The 20,604-nt window shown below is 68.0% G+C and carries 24 protein-coding genes; 10 read left to right on the top strand and 14 right to left on the bottom strand.

The genetic code is table 11. The features are described 5' to 3' along the window. Positions 1-414 (bottom strand): hypothetical protein, encoded by a 414-nt coding sequence (locus tag AC4GYU_RS02555; RefSeq protein ID WP_491085337.1) that lies wholly within the window; start codon positions 412-414, stop codon positions 1-3. A gap of 99 nt (positions 415-513) precedes the next feature. Between AC4GYU_RS02555 and galE the strand changes: the two genes are divergently transcribed. The 4 genes from galE (at position 514) to AC4GYU_RS02535 (ending at position 3,780) form a co-directional block, all read left to right on the top strand. After that, a complete protein-coding gene (gene galE / locus AC4GYU_RS02550; protein ID WP_491085336.1) occupies positions 514-1,524 on the top strand; it encodes a UDP-glucose 4-epimerase GalE in 1,011 nt (336 codons plus the stop codon). Beyond that, complete coding sequence (locus AC4GYU_RS02545; protein WP_491085335.1) at positions 1,515-3,101, top strand: M20/M25/M40 family metallo-hydrolase; 1,587 nt, start codon at positions 1,515-1,517, stop codon at positions 3,099-3,101. Before galE ends, AC4GYU_RS02545 begins: the two co-directional genes overlap by 10 nt. Positions 3,102-3,250: 149 nt before the next feature. After that, positions 3,251-3,376: a type B 50S ribosomal protein L36 gene (gene ykgO / locus AC4GYU_RS02540; protein ID WP_029941846.1), complete on the top strand. Its 126-nt coding sequence runs from the start codon at positions 3,251-3,253 to the stop codon at positions 3,374-3,376. Between the two features lie 119 nt (positions 3,377-3,495). After that, positions 3,496-3,780 (top strand): hypothetical protein, encoded by a 285-nt coding sequence (locus tag AC4GYU_RS02535; RefSeq protein ID WP_491085334.1) that lies wholly within the window; start codon positions 3,496-3,498, stop codon positions 3,778-3,780. 30 nt (positions 3,781-3,810) lie between these two features. Here AC4GYU_RS02535 and AC4GYU_RS02530 read toward each other — a convergent pair whose 3' ends face one another. Both AC4GYU_RS02530 and purT read right to left on the bottom strand, forming a co-directional pair. Beyond that, positions 3,811-4,218, bottom strand: coding sequence for a hypothetical protein (locus AC4GYU_RS02530; RefSeq protein ID WP_491085333.1), 408 nt, complete (start codon positions 4,216-4,218; stop codon positions 3,811-3,813). A gap of 2 nt (positions 4,219-4,220) precedes the next feature. Further along, positions 4,221-5,396, bottom strand: coding sequence for a formate-dependent phosphoribosylglycinamide formyltransferase (purT, locus tag AC4GYU_RS02525; protein WP_491086865.1), 1,176 nt, complete (start codon positions 5,394-5,396; stop codon positions 4,221-4,223). 47 nt (positions 5,397-5,443) lie between these two features. Here purT and AC4GYU_RS02520 point away from each other — a divergent pair, with 47 nt between their 5' ends. Continuing rightward, a complete protein-coding gene (locus AC4GYU_RS02520; RefSeq protein ID WP_491085332.1) occupies positions 5,444-6,337 on the top strand; it encodes a peptidylprolyl isomerase in 894 nt (297 codons plus the stop codon). Positions 6,338-6,402: 65 nt separating this feature from the next. On the opposite strand, the gene AC4GYU_RS02515 is transcribed toward AC4GYU_RS02520, so the two are convergent. The 3 genes from AC4GYU_RS02515 to AC4GYU_RS02505 all read right to left on the bottom strand — a co-directional run bounded on the left by AC4GYU_RS02515 (position 6,403) and on the right by AC4GYU_RS02505 (position 9,896). Further along, positions 6,403-6,663, bottom strand: a complete 261-nt coding sequence (locus AC4GYU_RS02515; protein ID WP_491085331.1) for a hypothetical protein — start codon at positions 6,661-6,663, stop codon at positions 6,403-6,405. An 87-nt stretch (positions 6,664-6,750) separates the two neighbouring features. Further along, complete coding sequence (locus AC4GYU_RS02510; RefSeq protein ID WP_491085330.1) at positions 6,751-9,228, bottom strand: ABC transporter permease; 2,478 nt, start codon at positions 9,226-9,228, stop codon at positions 6,751-6,753. Then, positions 9,225-9,896, bottom strand: coding sequence for an ABC transporter ATP-binding protein (locus AC4GYU_RS02505; protein ID WP_491085329.1), 672 nt, complete (start codon positions 9,894-9,896; stop codon positions 9,225-9,227). Before AC4GYU_RS02505 ends, AC4GYU_RS02510 begins: the two co-directional genes overlap by 4 nt. Before the next feature lie 54 nt (positions 9,897-9,950). Here AC4GYU_RS02505 and AC4GYU_RS02500 point away from each other — a divergent pair, with 54 nt between their 5' ends. Next, positions 9,951-10,601: an arylesterase gene (locus AC4GYU_RS02500; protein WP_491085328.1), complete on the top strand. Its 651-nt coding sequence runs from the start codon at positions 9,951-9,953 to the stop codon at positions 10,599-10,601. On the opposite strand, the gene AC4GYU_RS02495 is transcribed toward AC4GYU_RS02500, so the two are convergent. Next, the gene (locus tag AC4GYU_RS02495; protein WP_491085327.1) at positions 10,598-10,912 is read right to left on the bottom strand and encodes a PilZ domain-containing protein; all 315 of its coding nucleotides are present in this window, start codon (positions 10,910-10,912) and stop codon (positions 10,598-10,600) included. The genes AC4GYU_RS02500 and AC4GYU_RS02495 overlap by 4 nt on opposite strands. A 251-nt stretch (positions 10,913-11,163) precedes the next feature. On the opposite strand from AC4GYU_RS02495, the gene AC4GYU_RS02490 reads away from it, so the two are divergent. Beyond that, positions 11,164-12,462 carry a L,D-transpeptidase family protein gene (locus AC4GYU_RS02490; protein ID WP_491085326.1) on the top strand — a complete coding sequence of 433 codons (1,299 nt, stop codon included), beginning with the start codon at positions 11,164-11,166 and terminating at the stop codon, positions 12,460-12,462. A 61-nt stretch (positions 12,463-12,523) separates the two neighbouring features. Here the strand turns inward: AC4GYU_RS02490 and AC4GYU_RS02485 are convergent, their stop codons facing one another. Then, positions 12,524-13,213 carry a murein L,D-transpeptidase catalytic domain family protein gene (locus AC4GYU_RS02485; protein ID WP_491085325.1) on the bottom strand — a complete coding sequence of 230 codons (690 nt, stop codon included), beginning with the start codon at positions 13,211-13,213 and terminating at the stop codon, positions 12,524-12,526. 337 nt (positions 13,214-13,550) lie between these two features. Between AC4GYU_RS02485 and rpsU the strand changes: the two genes are divergently transcribed. After that, complete coding sequence (gene rpsU / locus AC4GYU_RS02480) at positions 13,551-13,757, top strand: 30S ribosomal protein S21 (protein WP_029941857.1); 207 nt, start codon at positions 13,551-13,553, stop codon at positions 13,755-13,757. 89 nt (positions 13,758-13,846) lie between these two features. Then, positions 13,847-14,347 (top strand): FKBP-type peptidyl-prolyl cis-trans isomerase, encoded by a 501-nt coding sequence (locus AC4GYU_RS02475; protein ID WP_491085324.1) that lies wholly within the window; start codon positions 13,847-13,849, stop codon positions 14,345-14,347. Here the strand turns inward: AC4GYU_RS02475 and AC4GYU_RS02470 are convergent. The 6 genes from AC4GYU_RS02470 to pyrE all read right to left on the bottom strand — a co-directional run bounded on the left by AC4GYU_RS02470 (position 14,274) and on the right by pyrE (position 19,266). Then, positions 14,274-15,446 (bottom strand): AI-2E family transporter, encoded by a 1,173-nt coding sequence (locus tag AC4GYU_RS02470; RefSeq protein ID WP_491085323.1) that lies wholly within the window; start codon positions 15,444-15,446, stop codon positions 14,274-14,276. The two genes, AC4GYU_RS02475 and AC4GYU_RS02470, sit on opposite strands and share 74 nt — an antisense overlap. Positions 15,447-15,451: 5 nt before the next feature. Then, positions 15,452-16,333, bottom strand: coding sequence for a signal peptidase I (lepB, locus tag AC4GYU_RS02465; RefSeq protein ID WP_491085322.1), 882 nt, complete (start codon positions 16,331-16,333; stop codon positions 15,452-15,454). Next, positions 16,334-16,744 carry a holo-ACP synthase gene (gene acpS, locus AC4GYU_RS02460; protein ID WP_491085321.1) on the bottom strand — a complete coding sequence of 137 codons (411 nt, stop codon included), beginning with the start codon at positions 16,742-16,744 and terminating at the stop codon, positions 16,334-16,336. Further along, positions 16,741-17,469: a pyridoxine 5'-phosphate synthase gene (locus AC4GYU_RS02455; RefSeq protein WP_491085320.1), complete on the bottom strand. Its 729-nt coding sequence runs from the start codon at positions 17,467-17,469 to the stop codon at positions 16,741-16,743. Before AC4GYU_RS02455 ends, acpS begins: the two co-directional genes overlap by 4 nt. A 169-nt stretch (positions 17,470-17,638) precedes the next feature. Further along, a complete protein-coding gene (locus tag AC4GYU_RS02450; RefSeq protein ID WP_491085319.1) occupies positions 17,639-18,688 on the bottom strand; it encodes a serine hydrolase domain-containing protein in 1,050 nt (349 codons plus the stop codon). Continuing rightward, positions 18,685-19,266: an orotate phosphoribosyltransferase gene (gene pyrE, locus AC4GYU_RS02445; RefSeq protein WP_491085318.1), complete on the bottom strand. Its 582-nt coding sequence runs from the start codon at positions 19,264-19,266 to the stop codon at positions 18,685-18,687. The genes AC4GYU_RS02450 and pyrE overlap by 4 nt, the downstream gene beginning before the upstream one ends. 177 nt (positions 19,267-19,443) lie before the next feature. Between pyrE and coxB the strand changes: the two genes are divergently transcribed. Continuing rightward, entirely contained in the window at positions 19,444-20,598 is a 1,155-nt protein-coding gene (coxB, locus tag AC4GYU_RS02440) for a cytochrome c oxidase subunit II (protein ID WP_491085317.1), read from the top strand. Positions 20,599-20,604: the final 6 nt, after the last annotated feature.

Genomic DNA, 20,604 nt, shown 5'->3' with positions numbered 1-20,604 from the left:
CTAGCCGCGCCACACCCGAGTCGGGTCGTCCTCGGCCACCCGGATCGGCAGCGAATCGCCGGCCTTCACCTCGTAGAATTCGTCGTCGCGGCCGGTGTAGTTGAGCGAGCCGCTGTGCTGCTTGCCGTCCGGCCCCTTGTAGACGAAGTGGATCTCGGCGGTGCCGTCGACATCCTTGCTCCGGCTGCGCTTCACCTCGGCCCACTCCTCGACTTCGTTGCAATCGCCCTTGCGCTTCGTCTGGATCTTCCGGTCCCGGGTGAGCTTCTGCGTGTCCTCGTCCTCGTTCATCCGCTCCTCGATGATCGTGCAGACCCGATCGATCGTGGTCACCGTCGCCATCACGGGAACCTTGCTGCTGCCGCAGGCCGACAGGAGCAGGGGGGCGGCAAGGAGGAACAGCGAACGCGTCATGAAAACCTCACAGTGAATGCTGCCGCCTGCATAGGAGCGAAAGATTGAAAGTCCGTTGATCGCTTTCCTTTGACCGGGCGGGCCGCTAGCCGACCTCTCATGAGTAAGCCCAAGGTCCTCGTCACCGGCGGCGCCGGCTATATCGGAAGCCACGCCGTCCTCGCGCTCCATGACGCCGGCTGGTCGGTGGTGGTCGCCGACAATCTCTCCAACGGCAGCCGCGAGGCCGTTCCCGACGACGTCCCGCTCGAGGAAATCGATGTCGGTGACGCAGGCGCCGTGGGCCGGCTGCTCGAGGCGCACGACATCGGTGCGATCATGCATTTCGCGGGCTCGATCGTCGTTCCCGAAAGCGTCACCGATCCGCATTTCTATTATCGTAACAATACGATCGCCAGCCACGCCCTCATCGGCGCCGCGCTCGCCAAGGGCGTCCGCCACATCCTCTTCTCGTCGACTGCCGCGACCTATGGCGCGCCCGAGACGGTCCCGATCGACGAGGATACCCCGACCCGGCCGATCAATCCCTACGGCTGGTCGAAGCTGATGACCGAGCAGATGCTGCGCGACTGCGCCGCTGCCTACGACCTCAATTACGGCGCCCTTCGCTACTTCAACGTCGCCGGTGCCGATCCCAAGGGCCGCTCTGGCCAGGTCGGCAAGGGCGCGACCCACCTGCTCAAGGTGGCCTGCGAGGCGGCAGTCGGGAAGCGCGACCATGTCGACGTGTTCGGCGACGATTATCCGACCCCGGACGGCACTTGCATCCGCGACTATATCCACGTCTCCGATCTCGCCAGCGCGCACGTGCTGGCGCTGGAAGCGCTGATTGCCGAGCCGGGCGAGAGCTTCACCCTCAATTGCGGCTACGGCCGCGGCACGTCGGTGCTCGAGATGCTCGACGCCCTCGATCGTGTGAACGGCACTCCGGTGAAGCGGGTGATGGGACCGAGGCGGGCGGGCGATCCACCGCAACTGGTCGCCGCCAATCGCCGCTTGGTCGAACGGCTGGGTTGGCAGCCGCAATATGCCGATACGGCCGGGATCATCGAAAGCGCGCTCAACTGGGAGCGCCGCCTGTACCAGAAAGAAGCCGCCGTTTGCGCCTGAACCTGCTCGGGGTCGCCCCGCTCGCCGCGCTGCTCATTGCCGCAGCTCCCGCCAAGAATACCACGGTCGCGCCGCTCTACCGGGCGCCGCAGGCCCAGTCGGACCGGGTGCACGCCACCGTCCAGTTCCTCGCCGACGACCTGCTGGAAGGCCGCGGCACCGGCAAGCGCGGGCATGAACTGGCCGCCGCTTATGTCGCCAGCCGCTTCCAGGCGCTCGGGCTGAAGCCCGGCGGAGAGAATGGCAGCTGGTATCAGCGCGTGCCCTTCCGCCGCGCCACGACCGACGGCACGCCGACCTTCGCCATGACCGTCGGCGGCAAGACCGAGGCGCTCACCGCCGGCCAGGACATGGCGGTCCGGCCGAGCGTCACCGAGAAGGCGCGGAGCATTTCCGCTCCGGTGGTCTTCGTCGGCCTCGGAATCCGCGATCCCAAGCTCAAGATCGACGATTATGCCGGCCTCGACGTGCGCGGGAAGATCGTCCTCGTCCTCGGCGGCACGCCCAAGGGCCTGCCGAGCGACATCGCCGCCCATATCGCCTCGCGCAAGGCGGAGATGGCCGCGGCCGCCGGCGCGATCGGCATGATCGACGTCGCCATGGCCGGGCCGAGTGATCGGCCCGTCACCGACTGGATCGACAGCAAGGGCAAGGCCGGCAGCATGCCGCAGGGCCTTCGCTTCCGTGGCTCGGTCTCGCGTCCGGTGGTCGAGCGTCTCTTCGCCGGTGCCCCGCAGACCTTCTCGGCGATCATGGGCGCCCGGGCGGCCGGCCAGTCGCCGCGCGGCTTTGCCCTCGCGCCCACCCTGTCGATCGACGCCAGGTCGAGCTGGAGCGACTTCACCAGCCCCGAGGTCGTCGGCAAGATGGAAGGCAGCGATGCCCGTCTCCGCGACGAATATGTCGTGCTGATGGGCCACCTCGACCACCTCGGCATGCGCGAGAACGCCAAGCCGGGCGAGGACGCCATCTACAATGGCGCGCTCGACAATGCGGCCGGCGTCGCGACCATGCTCGAAGCCGCCGAACGCTTCGTCGCCTCGGGCGAGAAGCCCAAGCGTTCCCTGCTGTTCATTGCCAACACGGGCGAGGAGCTTGGCCTCCTCGGTGCGTCCTACTGGGCCGAGCATCCGACCGTTCCGCTGAGCAAGGTCTCGGCTGCGGTCGACCTCGACATGCCGCTCCCACTCTACGACTTCACCGACGTCACCGCCTTCGGGGCGGAACACAGCACCGTCGCCGATGCCGTTGCCAAGGCTGGCCGGACGATGGGCGTGTCGGTCGGGCCCGATCCGATGCCCGAGCAGGGGATCTTCGTCCGCTCGGACCATTATCCGCTGGTGCTTCGCGGCGTCCCGGCGATCCTGATGTTCACCGGCCATGCCAATGGCGGCAAGCCGCAGTGGGACAAGTTCTTCGCCAGCAATTACCACCAGGTCAGCGACGACCTGAAGCTGCCGATCAACTGGGGTGCGCTGGCCCGCTACGGCGAGCTCAACTATCGCATTGCCCGCGAACTGGCGGATTCCCCGACGCGGGCCACATGGCGCGCCGGAAGCTATTTCGCCAAGCCGTGATAGGGCGGTATTCGGGGTTCGGCATTGCTTGATGCCAGCCCCGAAATGCCTTCCCGAACTTGACTCTCTCCCCTCGCTCCCATAGGGGCGCTGGCCGAAGCCTCCGGGCGTCAGCCGACAACCAGAACCATAGAGACGGGCGTCCCGCCATGAAGATTCGTAATTCGCTCAAGAGCCTCAAGGACCGTCACCGGGATTGCCGCGTGATCCGCCGTCGTGGCCGGACCTACGTCATCAACAAGACGAACCGCCGCTTCAAGGCGCGCCAGGGCTAAATCTGGCTGAACCGGTCCCGAACGGGCCGGCTCGGTTCATCGCTGAAGCAGAGCGGCCTGCCGTCATCGACGGTTCAGGTCGCTTGGCGTATTGGAGGCTCGTCTAAGGAGCCGATTCGATGAGCATGACCGTCCGCACCACCATTGCCACCGCGCTTGTCGCGGCCGGGATCGGTCTGGCTGCGTTGCCGGGATCGGCCGCCGCCCAGTCGAACAGCCAGGGCTGCGTCACGCCGCCGGGCCTCAATTACATGATCTGCAACGGCCAGCGCGTGCCCAAGCCGACCAATCGCGTCACCAATCCCGACGGGAGCTGGCGCGAGGAGATCAAGCAGGGCAGCTGCATCGTCGTCCGCGAGAAGAGCGCGACCGGCGAATTCAAGGAAAGCCGCCGCTGCGATTGAGGATGGGTGCCGGGGTGACCCGGCGCCGGTTCAGCCGGTCTTGGCAATTCCTCGCGCCGTGCGTCCGCTCGGATCGGCGGCAATCTTGCATTCGGGCAGCTTGAAGCGTGCCATGTCGGCGCAGGGCCGGACCTGCGCGCTGCCGTCGGGACCGACGAAGATCGCCCAATTGCGGCCATCGTCACAGTCGGCCGACCACATCGACAGCTTGTTATACTCGGTGACGTAGCCCGACCGGGTCACGCGCTTGCAGCGCAGGCCGCTGGCGGCGATCGCGCGCTTCAGCGCAATGTCGCGATATTGGGGATCGAGCTGGTGGAGCCGGTCCTGTTCCTCGCTGCGGACCGCAATCTGTTTGTCGGCGGGCGGAGCGGACTGCTCACCCGATCCGCAGGCGGTGGCGGCAAGGGCGAGGGCGGGGATCAGCAACAGGCGCATCGTCATTCCTCTTCAAAATCGATCCAGACCGCGTCGGCAGCCCGTTTGGCCAGATCGACCGCGGCTTCGCTGCTTGCAGCCCGCGCAAGAGCAACACCCATGCGCCGTCCCGGCAGCGTTTCTGGCTTTCCAAACAACCGGAGGTCCACCGGGGTTTCGGTCGAGCCCAACGCCAGCGCCTGGTCGACGCCCTTGAACCCAAAGCGCGACGACTGACGATCGGCGAGGATCACTGCCGAGGCGCTCGGGCCATGCCGGACGATCGGGGCGACCGGTAGGCCGAGAATGGCGCGCAGGTGCAGCTCGAATTCGTTCGGCGCCTGCGAGATCAGGGTCACCATGCCGGTATCGTGCGGCCGGGGACTGAGTTCGGAAAAGACGGCGCGGTCGCCGGCGATGAAGAATTCAACCCCGAACAGTCCGCGTCCGCCCAGGGCGCTTACGATCCTGGCGGCCTGCTCCTGCGCGCTTGCAAGGACGGCGTCGTCCAGCGCCGCCGGCTGCCAGCTCTCGCGATAATCGCCGGCTTCCTGGCGATGGCCGATCGGAGCACAGAAATGGATGCCGTCCGCGCCGGCGACGGTGAGCAGGGTGATCTCGCTGTCGAAGCGGATGAACTCCTCGACGATGACCCGTGGCTGGTCGCCGCGCATCTTTTCGATCGCATAGCGGAAGGCCGCGCGGACCTCGTCCTCGGTTGTCGCGGTGCTCTGCCCCTTGCCCGACGAGGACATGACCGGCTTGATCACGCAGGGGAGGCCGACATAGGCGGCCGCCGCCAGCGCTTCTTCCTCGCTCTCGGCAAAGCGGTAGCGGCTGGTGGTGAGCCCCAGTTCCTCGGCGGCAAAGCGACGGATGCCGTCGCGGTTCATCGTCAGCTGCGCCGCCTTGGCCGAGGGCACGACGTGCCAGCCCTCCGACTCCAGCGTCCCGAGTATGGCGGTGTCGATCGCCTCGATCTCCGGAACGATGAAGTCGGGGCGGTGCCGCTCGACCGCCGCGCGCAGTGCCGCGCCGTCCAGCATCGAGAAGACTTCGTGATGGTCGGCGACCTGCATGGCCGGAGCGCGGTCGTAGCGATCGCAGGCGACGACCTCGCAGCCAAGCCGCTTGGCGGCGATGGCGAATTCCCGTCCGAGCTCACCGGACCCCAAGAGCAGCAGCTTCGCGAGGAACATGGCGAAGGTGCCTACCGCAAGCTCGAACGTCACGATAGACTGCCGTAATGAGCCTTTTCCTCGCCCTCGCCGCGACCGCGGCCGCCGCCCCGGCCAAGCCGCTCACCCCCTCCGAGATCATTGCCAAGGCGCCTGCCGAAGCATGGGAAGCGGTAAGGCCCGAGGATCTGTTGGTGATCGATTTCGATGGCGGCGGGCGGACGGTGATCCAGCTTGCCCCGGCCTTCGCCCCGGTCCACGTCGCCAATATCCGCGCGTTGGCGACCGCCGGCTACTGGCAGGGCTCGAGCGTCTACCGGGTGCAGGACAATTATGTGGCCCAGTGGGGCGTCAACGAAGGCGGTCCGGCGATCCCCGCGACGGTCGTGAAGCAGCCGCCCGCCGAATACAGCCGCTCGCTCAAGGGTCTGGCGGTGCGGCCGCTGGGTTTTGCCGACAATTACGCGCCGCGCGTCGGGCATGCGCTTGGCTGGCCCGTCGCCTGGAATCCCAAGACCGGCCAGGCAAACCTGACCCACTGTTACGGCATGGTAGGGGTCGGCCGCGACATGGCGCCGGACACCGGCATGGGCGGCGAACTCTATGCCGTGATTGGCCACGCGCCGCGCCATCTCGACCGCAACATCGCACTCGTCGGGCGGGTGATCGAGGGCATCGAAAACATGAGCGCGCTCCCGCGGGGAACCGAGGCGCTCGGCTTCTATAAGACCGGAACGGTGGCACGGGTGATCCGCTCGGTGCGGCTCGGCTCGGCACTTCCCGCTGCGGAGCGGCTCAGTTTCCAGACGATGCGGACCGGAAGCGCGACCTTCGGCTCATACGTCAACGCCCGAGCCAATCGGCGGGACGACTTTTTCCAGGTGCCGGCTGGCGGAGTCGATCTGTGCAATGCGCCGGTGCCCGTCAGGCGGACACCGGCGCTTTCCTCACCCACGCGTTAGTCGTCCCCATACGGCGGGCGCGCGCCAGCGGCCGCTACCTTCCCTGAAGCCGTGGGGACGTCCCGTTACGCCGCCCAGGCGTGTCCTTGATTCCGGTTGCGATGCTGGATGACCGCGGGCCCGTTGTGGTGACGGGTGCTTGCCTCGGCCAGCGGCAGCGCGGTCGCGCAGAAGGCGCATTCCGCCGACATCCGGCCGATCAGCCAGTGCGTCCGGCCGCAACCGGGGCAGTGGTTGACCTCATGCTCGCGATAGACCGCATGATAGCCGCGGCCCTTGGGATCGTGCTTGAGGCCGAGCTCTCCGAGGGACGGGAAATTGGTCATGAAACGGCATCCTTTCGGCCCGCTCAACGGTGATGCCGCGATGAAGGTTCCGTGACAGGCGAGGGGTTTAGCGGCGCGCTGTGGCCATCATGCCGCGCGCAGGGCCTCCGCCGGACGCGCTCGCAGGGCGGGCCAGGCGGCCGCCAGCGCGGTCGCCACGCTGACCAGCATTCCCGCGATCGGAATGGCCACGAGCCCCGCCCAACCGGGCGCGAAGGGAAGGTCGAACAGCCGCGTCACGACCGCCCAGGCCGCCGCGGTTCCGGCGACGAATGCGAGAAGCACGATGCCACCGCTCATCACGGCAAATTCGATGCCTTGCGCGGCCAGCACCTGTCCTCGCGTCGCCCCTACCAGCTTCAGGAGGACGCTCTCGCGGGTCCGGGTGCGCCGGGTCGCGGCGACGGCGCCCGCCAGCACGGTGACGCCGATCAGGATCGCGACGAGGGTCGCAAGGCGAATGGCGGCGTCCAGTCCCTCAAGGATGGTCGTCACCCGGCTGACGACGTCGCTGACCCTGATTGTGCTCACCATCGGCAGGCTTGTGGCGAGCGCTCGCTCAAGCGCAAGCGTCGGGGTGCCCGCCGGCGGGGACGCCGTCGCCATCAGTGTGTAGGGGGCCTGCTCGAGCGCGCCGGGCGAAAAGATGATCGCGAAATTGAAGCCGAAGCTGCGCCAGTCGATCGTCCGGAAGCTTGCGATCCGCGCCTCGATCGGCACGCCAAGAACGGCGATGGTCATCGTGTCGCCGATCTTGAGGTCGAGCGCGCGCGCCGCCTCGATGTCGATGCTGACCAGCGGCGGCCCGGCATAGTCGCGCGGCCACCAGCGTCCCTCGACGACCTTGTTCCCGACCGGAAGGTCGCGCGCGAAGGTCAGGCCGCGGTCGCCGCGGAGGATCCATGCGCCTTCGGGAATGGCCTTCATCGCCGACACAGGCTGCCCATTGAGCGCTACCACCGGCCCCCGGAGCGAAGGCACGAGGCGAAGTTCGGCGGTCGGCAGGCTCTGCGCGGCGAGCGCCCGGAAGCGGCCCTCCTCGGCGGCCGGAATGTCGAGCATGAACAGGGCCGGCGCCTTGTCGGGAATATTGCCGCCGATCTCGGCCCGAATGCTCGCGCCGATCCCGGCAAGCGCCACCAGCAGCGACAGGCCGAGGCCCAGCGCGACACTCAGCCGCACCGTCGCAGCCCCCGGCCGATGGAGCGCGGACAGCCCAAGCCGCACGACCGGTCCGCCGCGCCCCGACAGCCTTCGGGCGACCCGCGCCAGCAGCCAGCCCGCGCCTGCGAAGATCAAGGCAAGCACCATGCCGCCGACCAACGCGCCGCCGGTCACCATGGCGTCCCCGGACAGCAGCAGTGCCGCAGCCACCGCACTTAGTCCGGCAGCCAGCTGAACGATCCGGTCGCGCCAGTGCGTGGGCTGGTCGTCCACATCGCCGCGAAGGACCGCCGCGGGACGGGCGCGCGCCGCGCGGCTCAACGGCGACCAGATGGCAGCGATCGTGACGAGGATGGCGTAAAGCGCCGACTGGCCAAGCGCTGCCCATTGCGGCCGCGGGTCGGGCTGCACGGGAAGGAGGTCCGCAGCGGCCTTGCCGACGATCCCGGGCGCAAGCGCGCCCAGGAGAAGCCCGGCGACAATCGCGATCGCGGCCAGGATGGCGACGCTGCTCCCGAGCATCAGCGCCAGATCCCGGCTCCGCGCCCCGTGGACCTTGAGGATGGCGATGGTCGACCGGCGCGACGCGGCAAAGGCGCTTGCGGCCGAGGCAATGCCGATGCTGCCGATGCCGAGCGCGCCAAGCGCGATCAGCAGCAGCATCTGTCCCGTCCGGTCGGTAAAGCGCCGTGTCCCTGCCGCCGCATCGCCGCGATCGGTGGCCCGCCAGCCGCCGTCGGGGAATCGGCTCTGGAAAGCCTTGCCGATGGCAACCCCGTCCGCACCGGCGGGGAGGGCGATCCGATAGTTGCTGGTGTAGAGGCTCCCCGGCTGGACCAGCTGCGTCGCGGCGAGGCCCGCCGGGTCCACCAGCACCGGCGGCGACAAGGCAAAGCCCGATGGCGCGGGCAGTTCGCTGATGATGCCGCTTACCCGGACGTCGGCATAGCCGACCCGAAAGCGGCCGCCGATGTCGAGGCCGTAGCGTTCGGCGAGTTCCTTGCCGATCGCGGCCTCGCCGGCGCCGACCGGCATCCGGCCGGCCGAAAAGCTGACCCTGCCCGCCGCCGGCCAGCCCCGCTCCACACCCGACAGGTCGACCAGCGCGGTCTGGTCGCCGATCAGAGCGGTGCTTCGAAGCGTCGTGCTTGCCCGGACCGTACCGAGGCGGCGAATGGCGGCCAGTTCCTCGGGCGTTGCCGCGCGCTGCGCGACGCTCAGCGCAAGATCGCCGCCGAGGAGGTTGCGCGCTTCCGCGTTGATCGTCGAGCGGATCGCGCTCGACAGGCTCGTGACCGCGGCCAGCCCCGCGACCGAGATCGTCAGGCAGACCATCAGCAGCCACAGGCCGCCGATGCCCTGCGCGAGGTCGCGCCGCCCGAGCCTCAGGCCTGCGCTCACGCGGCGAGGCGTCCGTCGGCGATGCGGATGACCCGGCCCGCGCGGGCTGCGACCGCCGGGTCATGGGTGATGACGAGCAGGCCCGCGCCCGCCGCCGCCACCCGGTCGAACAGGAGATCGATGATCCGCGCGCCCGTCGCTGCATCGAGGTTGCCGGTCGGCTCGTCGGCCAGAAGCAGCTTCGGCGCCGACGCGGTCGCACGGGCAATCGCCACCCGTTGCTGTTCGCCGCCCGACAATTGCGCGGGATAATGATCGAGCCGTCCCGACAGGCCGACCGCGGCGAGCTCGGCGGTCGCCCGTTCCCTCGGGTCGGCGGCGCCGCTCAATTCCATCGGGACCATCACATTCTGCAGCGCGGTCATGGTCGGCAGGAGGTGAAAGGCTTGAAGCACCACCCCGATCGATCGTCCACGAAGCCGGGCGAGCGCGTCTTCGCCAAGGGCGCCGACATCCTCGCCGAGCACCACCGCCCGCCCCGAGGTCGCGCGCTCGAGCCCGGCGATCACCGCCATCAGGCTGCTCTTTCCCGAACCCGATGCGCCCAGCACCGCCACGGTCTCGCCCTCGGCGACGTCGAGACTGATTCCGCGAAGGATCTCGGTCCGCGCGGCCTCCTCACCCAAGGTCAGTCGGACATCGTCGAGCGCAATCAGGGGCTGGGTCATCCCCTGCGAGCTAGGAAGCTTGAAGGGGTTCGACAATGGCCCATATGGTCAGGCGTGATCCGCTGGTTCCTGCTCCCCGCTTTGCTCGCCGCCGTTCCCGCCGCCGCCCAGCCGACCGCGGCGCCGGCAGCGAATGACGGACCGCTCATCCTCGCCTTCGGAGACAGCCTCACCGCCGGCTATGGCCTGGGCCGGGGGCTGGGATTCGCACCGCAGCTTCAGGACACGCTTCGCCGCCACGGCATCAAGGCCCAGGTCCATGATGCCGGAGTCTCCGGCGACACCAGCGCGGGCGGCCGGGCACGGCTCGGCTGGACGCTTCAGCGGCTCGGGCGCAAGCCGACGCTCGCCATTGTCGAGCTCGGCGCGAATGACATGATCCGTGGCATCGACCCTGACGTGACCCGCAAGAACCTCGACGCGATCCTCGCGGAGCTCGACCGACAGGACATTCCGGTGGTGGTCGCGGGCATGCTGGCGGCGCCCAACCTCGGGCCCGACTATCGCCGCCGCTATGAAGCCATCTTCCCGTCGCTCGCCCGCAAATATGACGCCGAGCTCTATCCGTTCATGCTGCAGGGCGTCGTCGGCAATCGCGCGCTCCTACTGGGCGACGGGATCCATCCCAATTTCGAAGGCATCAAGCGGATCGTCACGGGCATGCTTCCGACGGTCCAGCGCGCGCTGAAGAAAGCGGCGCGCTAGCCGCCGATCTGGGCGAGTGCCTCGTCGCTGAGCGGCTCGGCAAATTGCGCACCGAGCTTCCCCGCCGCGGTCCAGCGCACCACCGCGCTCGCCCGCTCGCGGCCCGGAAGCAGCAGCCAGACCCGGACGCCGACCTCATAGTCGGCGCTCGTCTCGGCCATGAAGCCGTCGGCGGAGATGTTCAGCACGCGCGCCTCGGTACCCATCGACCCGAGCTCGCGGACATGCGCCTCGAGGTCGACCGGCGCACGCGGCTGTCCGCGACGTTCACCGTCGGACGGCTCTTGGGCAATGCGGGCGTCGATGGCCAAGCGAAGCAACTCCAGGGGATGGGCGGTCGGCTGCAGCGGTTGCGGCAGTCGCGCGGTGGGCGGCTATGACGCAATCGGGGCTGAAACGCCAGACCAAGGCTAAGCCGTGGGACGCAAAGGTGAAAAGTTCGGACGAGCAGCCCTAATGTGGCTCTTCGGACACTGGAGATGGTTGTTCATCTCTAGTAACAAGAGGGCAGGGCAAATGGCCCGCGATTGAAGTTTGCATGGGGTGGACAATGCGTCGGTTGGTGGCAGGTTCGGTGGTACTCGCTCTGGGTGCCGGAACGGCGATGGCGCAGGTGGCCGCGCCCAAGGCGGCGACAGCGAAGGCCCAGCCTGCTCCGGCAGCGTCCGCCGCGCGTCCCGATCCGCTCGCGCCCCAGCCTGCCACATCCGCAACGGCGCAGCCCGTCGTGGCCGAGCCGGTCCAGCTTCCGCCCGCCGTCTGGCAGCCCGGGCAGGTCGCCGAGCTTGCCTCCTACATCCGCGGCGTCGGGCGCGAAGGCCTCGATCCGCGCGATTATGATCCGACGCTTCTCGACGCGGCGCTGAAGTCGGGCGATCCGGCCGGCATGTCGGCCGTAGCCAGCACCACCTTCGAGAAGCTCGCGCGCGACATCGCCCTTGGCCATGTCCGTGGCTCGGCACGGGTCCAGTGGTTCGTCAAGGACCCGGACATGCCCGAAGGCCGCAGCCGCCAGCTGCTCGACCAGGCGCTTGCCGGAGCCGGCGTGGCCTCGGTCCTCGACGGCCTCCTTCCGACCCACCCGCAATATGGCTCGCTCCGCGCGGCGCTGGCCAAGGCCAATGCGGCCGATGCGGCCACCGTCGGCAAGATCCGCCTCAACATGGATCGCTGGCGCTGGCTGCCGCGTGACCTCGGCGACCGCTACATCATCGTCAACGTGCCCGGCGAGCATGCCACCCTGGTCGAGAACAGCGTCACCCGCTGGAAGCATCGGGCAATCGCCGGCGCGGTGAAGACCCCGACCCCGCAGCTCGCGGTGCAGGCGACGGGCGTCATCCTCAATCCCTGGTGGGAAGTGCCGCCAAGCCTCAGCAAGGAAGTCGCCGGCAAGGGCGGCTACGTCGCGGTCAAGGGCAAGGATGGCAAGGTCCAGCGCTGGCGGCAGCCGCCGGGACCGGGCAACGCCTTGGGCAAGATCAAGTTCGTGATGTACAATCCGCAGAACATCTATCTGCACGACACCAACAATCGCGGCCTGTTCGACGCGCGCTCGCGCTTCCTCAGCCACGGCTGCATCCGGACCGAGAACATCCTCGATCTCGCTGCCGAGCTGCTAAGTGACGATGGTGGCGAATGGACGTCGCAGCGGATCGACGAGACTCTCACTGCCAAGAAGACCGTTCAGGCCAATTTCGTGAAGCCCGTTCCGGTCTACATTGTCTATTTCTCGGTCGCCGCGCTGACTGACGGCAACATCGTCAAGTACACCGACCTCTACAAGCGGGATGCGCCGGTGATGGCCGCGCTGATGGACCGTGACGGCGGGGCCAAGCCGGCGGTTCGCTCGGCCGCCAAGTAAAAGAAAAGGGGCTTCGGCGATGATGCCGGAGCCCCTTTTGCTTGTCTGGTTGTGCTGACGATCAGGCGATCTTGTCGGCGTAGATGAGCCGGCCGTCGGCAAGCTGTCGCATGACCTCGAAGTGGCTGTCGCGACCAAAGGCGAAGCAGCCTTCCGAGCGGCCAAGCTTGCCGTGCAGCGCGATCATGTCCTGCTCGGCATACCAGGCCGAGTGAACGACGATGGCGCGACCGAGCGCATTGTTGTTGGTCCAGTCGAGGCCATCGACCTTCATCGAGAGCCCGTACTTGCCCTGATAGAAGTCTGCGGTCCGATAGGCGCCGTTCGAGGTCGCATTGCTCCCGAACGCATTGGAGAATTGTTCGAGATAGCCGGTATGCCCGGTGTCCGAGCCGCGCCCGTGGGCAACGAAATGGCTGGTGACCTGCCCGCTCGCGAGGTCGACCACGTGAAAGCGGGCTTCGCGGCTCGCCTTGGCGAAGTCGACGATGCCGATCCGGTCGGTATGGCGCAGCGAGGGCCGGTGCCGCTCAAGCGCCTGCTTGGCCCGCGCGAAGAGCGCAGGATCGATACCGATCGGCGACGGGGCCGGTGCGACCACCGTGACCGGCGCCGGAGGCGCAGGATTGAGCGGCACGAGCGGCTCGTTCAGGAACGGCTTCTGCGAACCGAGAAGGCCAGGAAGATCAGCCGCGAGTGCGGCGCCCGACACCAGGGCGGCAGCACCGCCCAGGCCGACGTTGCGCAACATGTCTCGACGATTGAAATTGGCCCCCATGCCCCTCGAACTCCTCGGTGATTGGGAGAAAGTCCTATACATGGCAATAGGTTAACATGCGATAACCACTTCGCGATACGATCCTCTGCCTGCCCCTCCGCGGGCGCGGTTCGTCGCAGCCTCATCGCTTGGCTTGTCGAATCGCTCCCCCGCTGATAGAGGCCGCGACTTCCGGCGACCCTTTAGGTTCGCGCGGACCGCTTTGGTCGCCTGTGCCACCGGCTTCTGCCTTGGTCAGTGCGATGCCTAGCCTTCGCTTGTGCGGACGGCGTGGGCGCAACCACGAAGACAATGGAGTGACGGACCTTTTATGCAAATCATCGTTCGCGACAATAATGTCGACCAGGCGCTGCGCGCGCTCAAGAAGAAGCTGCAGCGCGAGGGCGTCTACCGCGAGATGAAGCTGCGCCGTCACTACGAGAAGCCGTCGGAAAAGCGTGCGCGTGAGCGCGCCGCCGCCATCCGCCGGGCCCGCAAGCTCGAGCGCAAGCGGGCCGAGCGCGAGGGTGCGCGCTAAGGCGCGGCCGTTAGGCTCTTGACCCATACCGAGGCCGCCCCTTACCGGGCGGCCTTTCCTTTTGTGCCGATTGCAGGAAGATCATCCCCATGAGCGCAACCCAGGTTCCGATCCGTCCCGTCGCCGCTTCCACCCGGTTGCGGCTTGCCTTCGGGCTGATCCTGCTCGTCCTCGCCGGGGCCGCGCTGGCCTGGGCCGGGACCGCGCCGATGCGGCCGGTGGTCAAGCCGAGCGGGCTCCAGATCACCACCATCAAGGCCGGCGAGGGTCCGCTGATCGGGCCGCAGGACGGCGTGCTGATCGACTATGTCGGGACGCTTCCCGACGGGACCAAGTTCGACGAGGCGCAGGACGCGCCGCTGCTGGTCGGCCAGGTCGTTCCGGGCTTTGCCGAAGCCCTCCAGAACATGCAGCCCAAGGGCCGCTACAAGGTCCGCATTCCGGGCGAACTGGCTTACGGCGCGACCCCGCCGCCGGGCTCGCCGATCCCGCCCAACAGCCCGCTCGACTTCGAGATCACGGTGAAGCGGGTGGTTCCGAATGCGGCGCAGCAGATGGGCGCGCAGCAGCTTCCGCCGGGGGCGCAGTAAGCCGCCCGGCCGCCTTCCGAAGGCTCAGCTTCTCGAGCGTGACCTTGATGGTCGCCATGATGGGATCGGCGAGAAGCAGCCCGAGGAAGCCGAACAGGGCCCCGAAGATCAGCTGCGCGGCGAGCACCATCGCCGGCGGCAGGTCGACCGTCTTGCGGGCGATATAGGGCAGGATCAGGTAGCCATCGATATTCTGGACCGCGAAATAGGTCAGGATCGCCCATAGGCCCTGGTCGGTCCCGGCCGAGAAGCCGACCGCCACCATCAGCAGCCCCGAGGCAATCGCGCCGATGTTGGGGATGAAGGCGAGGATGCCGGTCAGGAGGCCGAGCAGGGCGGCCATCGGAACGCCGCCCACCCACAGCATGGCGAAGGTGAAGATGCCTTCGACGACCATCCCGACGAGACGTCCGAACAGGAGCCGGCGAAGGGTGAAGCCGACGCTCGAGAGGATCTCGTAATAATCGGCGCGATGGCGCAGCGGGATCATCCAGGCGACGCCCCGGTCGTAGACCTTGGGTTCGGTCGCAAAGAAGATCCCGAGCACCAGGATCAGGAAGGCGTTGGTGAGGGCGCCGACGACGCCGCCGATCGCGCTGGTGATCCGGCCGAAGCCGCTGGTCCCGGCCGAGACCGCGCCATCGCCGAGATTGGCGGCGAGCATCCGGAACAGGTCCGAGAGATGTTCGACCCGGCCCGGCGGGACGAGGCCGAGTTCGACCCCGTAGGCGTAGAGGCGAATGGCCTGCGCCTCGACCGCCAGCTGGAGCATGGCGAACTGCTGCGCGAAGGTCGCCCCGGCGGTGTAGAGCACCCAACCGAGGAAGCCGAAGCCCGCGAGGGTAACGATCGCCAGCCGGAAACCACGCCGGATCGGAAGAACGCGGCCGAGGAGGCGGGTGCCGCCGTCGAGCAGGACCGCGAAGACCAGTGCGCCGACGATCAGCAGCAGCGGCTTCGAAAGGAAGATGAGGGCGGCGACGACGAGGATCGAGCCGATCCAGACCCACGCCCTGCGAAGCTCGCTCCGGACGACGGGATCACGGAACTCGGTCGGCCCTGGCTGCTCGACGTGTCCCGTGCTGTCGCCCCCCGTCATGAAGGTCAGACCCCGGTGCGGAGGCTGGTCCCGGCGCGTCCGCCGCGAAGGCTGGTGATCCAGCTGATCGGGTTCCACCAGGAGGCGGAGCCGTCGAGGCTGAAGGTGATGAATTCGGCGCGGCCGCCAATATTCTCCCACGGCACCGGGCCGCCGAGACCCTTCTCCGAGAGCGGGAAGCGGCTGTCGGCGCTGCCGTCGCGATTGTCGCCCATCAGGAAGACATGGTTGGCCGGCACCTTGATCGGGCCGTAATCGTCGCCGACCGACTGGCCGAGGTCGACCGTGTCATAGGTCGCCCCATTGGGCAGGGTCTCGCGGACGATCGGAAGCGCGCAGGCGAAGCTGCCGTTCGGCTGCTGCGTGAGGCGGCCCGGGAACTGCATCACGGTGCAGGGCGCATTGGCATCGACCGGGACGAGACGCGGCGGAAGCAGCTGGCGACGGACCGGAACCCCGTTGAGGATCAGGCGTCCGCCACGCATCTCGACCGTGTCGCCGGGCACGCCGATCACGCGCTTGATATAATCTTCCTTGATGCCCGGCGGGGTGACGATGACCACGTCGCCAGGGGTCGGGACGCGGCCGAACAGGCGGCCCTTCTGTTCGGGCCAGAGGTGGAAGCTTGGGGACACCCACGACCAGCCATAGGGATATTTGCTGACCACCAGCCGGTCGCCGGTGAGCAGGCCCGGCATCATCGATTCCGACGGGATGTAGAAGGGCTTGGCGACGAGGCTGTGGAACAGCAGCACGGCGACCAGCACCCAAAATAGGCCCTTGATCTCCCGCCACAGCGCCGATTCCTTGCGGGCCGGAGTCGCCGCCTCGGGCGTCGCCGGGGCCGGCGCCGAAGGTTCGGCCTGGTTGACGAGGGTATCGCTCACTTAACTCTCCGAGATGGGCACGGCTTCGAGAATGACGAAAGCCTGGGCCCAGGGATGGTCGTCGGTCATCGTCAGATGCACCTTCATGGCGTGGCCCGCGGGGGTGAGCGCGTCAAGGCGCTCGGCCGCTCCCCCGGCCAACAGCAGAGTCGGCGCGCCGCTTGGCAGATTGACGACCCCGATGTCCTTCATGAACACGCCGCGCTTGAAGCCCGTGCCGACCGCCTTCGAGAAGGCTTCCTTGGCGGCGAAGCGCTTGGCGAGGGTACCGGCGGCGGTGAAGGGGCGGCGCGCGGCCTTGGCCTTTTCCTGGTCGGTGAAAACCCGGTCGAGGAAGCGCTGGCCGAAGCGGTCGAGCGAATTCTGGATTCGCTCGATGTTGCAGAGGTCCGAGCCGAGGCCGACGATCAACGCGCGCTGTCCATGAGGTCGCGCATGCGCCGGATGCTGGCCTCGAGACCGACGAAGATGGCCTCGCCGACGAGGAAGTGGCCGATGTTGAGCTCGGCGACCTGCGGGATGGCGGCGATCGGCACGACGTTGGCGAAGGTGAGACCATGGCCGGCGTGCGGCTCGACCCCGTTCTTGGCGGCGAGCGCGGCGGCATCGGCGAGGCGCTTCAGCTCGGCCTCGCGGCCGTCCTCGGCGAGGTGGGCGTAGCGGCCGGTATGAAGCTCGACCACTGGCGCGCCGAGCTGGACCGCGGCGTCGATCTGTGCCGCCTCGGGCTCGATGAATAGCGACACGCGGATGCCGGCGGCGCCCAGTTCGTCGACGAAGCGGCGGAGGTGATCGCGCTTGCCGGCGGCGTCGAGGCCGCCCTCGGTGGTGCGCTCCTCGCGCTTCTCGGGGACGATGCAGGCGGCGTGGGGCCGGGTCGCGAGCGCGATCCGGAGCATCTCCTCGGTCGCCGCCATCTCGAGGTTGAGGGGGAGGGCGATCTCGTTCTTCAGCCGCACGAGGTCGTCGTCGCGGATGTGGCGGCGGTCCTCGCGGAGGTGCGCGGTGATCCCCTGCGCGCCGGCGGCGGCGGCGGCATGGGCCGCGCGGACCGGATCGGGAAAGTCGCCGCCGCGGGCGTTACGGATGGTGGCGACGTGATCGATATTGACGCCGAGCCGAAGCGATTCGGTCATGCGGCGCGGTCACGAAGGCGACATAGTCGGGGGCGGCAGAACGGCGCCTTCTCCCGACCGTAGCGGGCAGGCGCGAAGGCGACATGGCGTGACCCGCGCGAGGCGTTCAGCGGCAGCTGGCGATGATTGCCCATGCCGGGGACATGGCAAACCATATCCTATTGTTCAATCAGGCGGCGGGACAGACGATCGTAGACAGATAGTCGAATGCCGCACCCTTTCCGGTCCACAGCTCACCATAGTCGAAATCGCCTTGATCGGTGGCCATCACGAGGGCGATGCGTTGTTCGGGGAAGATAAAGTTGCGGAGTTCGTAGCGCTGAATGCCGCCGCGCCGCTCCACAATCCGGACCGGCTTAGCGCAGCCCTTGAGCGGTACGGTGAAGGACCATTGGCCGAGCCCCATGAAGCCGAGCACGGGATCGCCCTTCCACAGGCTGTCGAGGCTTGCCGGGGCGAGAAGCAAGCCATCCATCAGCGCCCGGTCGAAGGCAATGACGTCGGGCAGGGTACCGGCAAGGGCTGCGGCTGCGCCGTATCGCTCGTAGCGGATCGGATCGTCGGCGCGGTGACCAACCATGAACGGCGCAGGACCGTCGAAGATGCCCGCCCGGGACAGCTTGGCGGGCTTCTTGATCCGCTCGAGGAAGAGAGTCGCGTAGCTCTTGCCCGTCACCGTCTCGAGCAACTTGCCGAGGAGCAGATAGTCACAATTGTTATAAGACCAGCCCTCGGCCGGGACAGGCTTTCGGTCAGCGAGGCACCACTCGAGCCCGGTCGGGCCGTCAGTGTAGAAACTCGGAATGCCGGTTTTGTCTTTGACGCTGTCGTCGGGGTTGCGAAGGCCCGAGCGGTGCTGGAGCAACTGGCGGACAGTGGGCGCCGGGGCGGTGCCAGGAAGCGTCAGATAGCGGGAAACGGGTTCGTCGAGGCCGAGAATTCCCGCCTCGACCTGTTGCAGGATCAAGACCGCCGTAACCTGCTTGGTGATCGACGCCCAAGGCCAGGGCTGCTGACTTCGCTTCCAGTGCGCCATCGCGTTGGTCGGGCCGCCGGGATATGACGACCAGAGGAAATCATCCGGCCCGTAGCTTAACTGGATTTCGCCTTTGAAACCCGACGCGGCGCGATACGCCTCGGTCGCCTGCTTGAGAGTGAAGTAGCGATCGGTGGTGGAGGGTTCGGCGGCACTGAGACTCAGCGCGAGGAGCAGGCTCACGCCGCGCGGCTGCCGGGCTTGATCGCGGGGATGGCGGCGAGGTGCGGAGGAAGGTCTTCGGCGGCGAAGGTCGGGACGTCGAGGCGGATGAGGGGCGTGAAGGGGACGCCGAGATCGGCGGCGCCGCTCGACCGGTCGACGAGCGCGGCCGCCGCGATTACCTCGCCGCCGGCCTCGGTGATCGCCTTGATCGCCTCGCGGCTGGAGAGGCCGGTGGTGACCACGTCCTCGACCATCAGCACGCGGGTTCCGGGGTCGAGGCGGAAGCCGCGGCGAAGTTCGAAGGTGCCGGACGGGCGCTCGACGAACATGGCGGGAAGGCCGAGCGCACGGCCCATTTCGTGGCCGATGATCACCCCGCCCATGGCGGGCGAGACGACGGCCTGGAGCTGGCTCCGGAGCTTGGGATCGATGCGGTCGGCAAGGGCGGTCGCGAGCCGCTCGGCGCGGCGCGGGTCCATCAGCACCCTGGCACATTGCAGGTAGCGCGGGGAGCGGAGGCCCGAGGAGAGGATGAAATGGCCTTCCAGAAGCGCTTCGGCGGCCCTGAACTCGTCGAGAATATCCTGTTCGGTCATTGCCTTGGCCCCCTGGCCCCACGATCCGGGCGGGGCTCATCAGTGACTGTGTCTTAAGCGACACCGGCGGGCCCAGACAAGCGCTTGAGCGCGCGGGAACCCCTGCCTATAAGGCCGCCGATTTCAAGGTGGTCCGGTCGGGCTGCCGCTTGGCTTGAACCTGTGACCGGGGTCGTGATGAACTTGAAGAATTGGCTGATCGCGCTTGCTGCCGCTGGCATGGTGCCGGCTGCGGCCACTGGGCAACCCGCCGCACCGGCAGCGCAGCAACAAGCCGCGCCGGCGGGGCCGAGCGCCGCCGCCGCCAACCCGAGCGCGACTCCCGCTGCCGCCGACCCGACTCCGGGCGCGAGCGCGGTGGCGCCGGGTGCCCCGGCCGCCCCGGCCTTCGATCATGCGGTCCCGACCCCGGGCGTCGGCATGCCCGACGGGCGGATGGGCCTGCAGGACCAGTTCACCCCGGTCGGCCGCGAAGCCTCGGCCTTCCACAACAACTGGCTGCTGGCGCTGTGCGCGGCGATCAGCCTGCTCGTTCTCGCGCTGCTGGTGTGGACGATCATCCGCTACCGCCGCAGCGCCAACCCGACCCCGAGCCGGACCAGCCACAACACGCTCGTCGAGGTGCTGTGGACGCTGCTTCCGGTGCTCGTGCTGGTCGCGATCGCGGTGCCATCGATCCGCCTGATCCGCCACCAGTACAGCCCGCCGCCGGCCGACCTCACCGTCAAGGTGATCGGCAACCAGTGGTACTGGACCTACCAGTATCCGGACAATGGCGGGTTCGAGATCGTCTCGAACATGCTCAAGGAGAAGGGCGAGGCCGGTGCCGGTGCCCGCTTCCGCACCGACGCCGACGGCCCGCGCCTGCTGGCGGTCGACGAGCGGCTGGTGATCCCGGCGGGCAAGGTGGTGAAGTTCATCGTCACGTCGAACGACGTGATCCACAGCTTCGCCATGCCGGCCTTCTGGACCAAGACCGACGCCAATCCGGGCATCCTCAACGAGACCTGGGTCAAGGTCGATCGCCCGGGCGTCTACTTCGGCCAGTGCTCCGAACTGTGCGGCGCGCGCCATGCCTTCATGCCGATCGCGATCGAGGTCGTGACCCCCGAGCGCTATGCGCAGTGGGTCGCGAGCAAGGGCGGGACGATGCCGGGGGCGACCCCCGCGGCTGTTCCCGACAGCACGGCGGCGACCACCGTGTCGCCGAGCGCGGTGCCCGCCGCGGCGCCGGCGCCGGCCGCTGGCGCTGCCCCGACCGCCGCCGCCCCGGCCGCGCCGGGCAACACGCAAGCCAATGTCGCCAATCGCGCGACCGACAGCAGCAATTAAGACGAG

It is taken from the genome of Sphingomonas sp. SP2 (assembly GCF_058313385.1).
The sequence above is the reverse complement of the archived record's forward strand: the minus strand, read 5'-3'. Positions and strand labels throughout refer to the sequence as shown.